We start from the raw sequence: 1,820 nt of genomic DNA, 5'->3' as shown, positions 1-1,820 counted from the left end.
CATGGCGGTTATGGGACTTGCCGGTGTTCTCCGGGGTAAAAAGGTCCGTACGACCATCAGCCGGAAAGCCGTTGCCGCAGGCGACCGCGTAAACCGTCATCAAGGCAATGTGCCGCGTACTCCGGGTGGCCCGCAGCGGCTGGTATACGTGGTGTCAGCGGCGGACAAGGATAAACACACGTCAGCAGTTCCGTCAGCACTGCGACAGCGTTGTCCGCAAGGCTTTTACCCAGTCCAGCGTTACGGTGCCCCACGCCTGACGGATGAACTGTGTGCTCTGGTTACCACTTTAACGTAAAAACCGTGGCAGCCAGTCTGCGCCGTCAGGAACTGAGCGCAAAAGCCTCCCAGAAGTTCAGCCCGATCAGTTACCGTGCACACGGCCTGCCTGTATCAGAAAATCTGCTGACGCAGGATTTTTACGCCAGTGGCCCGAACCAGAAGTGGGCGGGAGACATCACGTACTATTACAGCTCACCGACTGCGGGGAAACACGGGGCGCCGGGTTATTGAAGGTGACCTGTCCAGCTACTTCGACACAGTACATCACCGGCTGCTGATGAAAGCCGTCTGCCGCAGGATCAGTGATGCACGTTTTATGAGACTGCGGTGGAAAACGCCGTGTTGATGTTGGTCTCTTCCGGGCGGTCAGTGAAAGTATGCCACAGGTCGGTGTGATCTCGCCGTTGCTGTCGAACATCATACTGAATGAGTTCGACCAGTATCTGAATAAACGCTACCTGAGTGGAAAAGCCAGAAAGGATCGCTGGTACTGGAATCACAGTATCCAGCGAGGCCGAAGTACTGCTGTCAAAGAAAACTGGCAATGGAAACCTGCCGTTGCTTACTGTTGCTATGCCGATGACTGTGTGCCACGAAGGCGCGTCCTGGGGACGTGAGTCCCTGTGCAGCCATGCGGCACAAGAGATGAGGGAAGGCCCCTCGGTGTCGGCGTGCAGGCGCAGGCACCAAACCATCCACTGCTGCTGCATTTAAGAGATGTGGTGGTGAGCAAGATGGGAAAAGGTCGGACGTGAGCCGATCAGGTATGGTTCGAAGAGACGAACGAAAGTGAACCGCTGATGATGTGTCGAAAGCATATAGATGATGTCAAAACAATGGTGGAGTCGTTCCTGTGGGATATGTTTACTGCCTGCGCGGCATCCGGCATAAAAGCGGCGTGAAGTCGATTCAGGCTCTTGTGGGGAACGTGGACCTGTCACCCCGATGTGAAGGGAGAAGCGCAAGTGGAAGCCCCATGAGCGCCAGAGTACCAATGCGGGGTACAGGGACGGAGCACCAAGCGATTGCGCAGTAAACATGCTTGACAACTTAATTGGGGCCCCCTCTTCCTTTTATGGTGTAATTGTTTGATTGAATACTTCCGGGGATTTCAGTATGAAATGAAGTATATTTAATATACTTTACAAAAAGTTTGTATTAGTGGAATAAGGACAATAGTTTATCCAAACTGCCAAGCCCCTTTATTATAAGTAAGATCTGGTACTAAATAAGCGTTCTAAACCGCCCCGAGTAGGCGGCCTGACGGCTGCGGCTTGTCATGGCCTGTGATTACCGTTATAAAAACAGACAATATCATTGTCTTTCAGGTAGTTATATGGCCCGTTCAGCTAAACCACGCAAACGAAAACCTGCACCTCAAAGAAGCAAACTCCTCCGCTATGTCGTAAAACTTCACGAAGATGATTTTTTTTGACGAAGAAGAAGCTGAGGTTCTGCGCTTTGATAATTTTGACGATGCCGTTGAGTGTTGCGCAGACCTGAATATTCCGTTCTTTGTGGATGCCGGAAACAAAAAA

Annotated in this window: 2 pseudogenes; both read left to right on the top strand. The window is 51.7% G+C overall.

Annotated elements, in window-relative coordinates:
- Window positions 1–98 precede the first annotated feature (98 nt).
- Window positions 99–465 (top strand): annotated as a pseudogene (locus BFF42_RS16005) (IS3 family transposase); the annotation flags it as partial.
- Window positions 393–872 (top strand): annotated as a pseudogene (locus tag BFF42_RS26990) (reverse transcriptase domain-containing protein); the annotation flags it as partial. The pseudogenes BFF42_RS16005 and BFF42_RS26990, both read left to right, overlap by 73 nt.
- Window positions 873–1,820 lie beyond the last annotated feature (948 nt).

It is taken from the genome of Shigella sp. FC1661 (genome assembly GCF_001712525.1).
Taxonomy (GTDB): domain Bacteria; phylum Pseudomonadota; class Gammaproteobacteria; order Enterobacterales; family Enterobacteriaceae; genus Escherichia; species Escherichia coli.
This window is presented reverse-complemented; position numbering and strand designations above follow the sequence as displayed.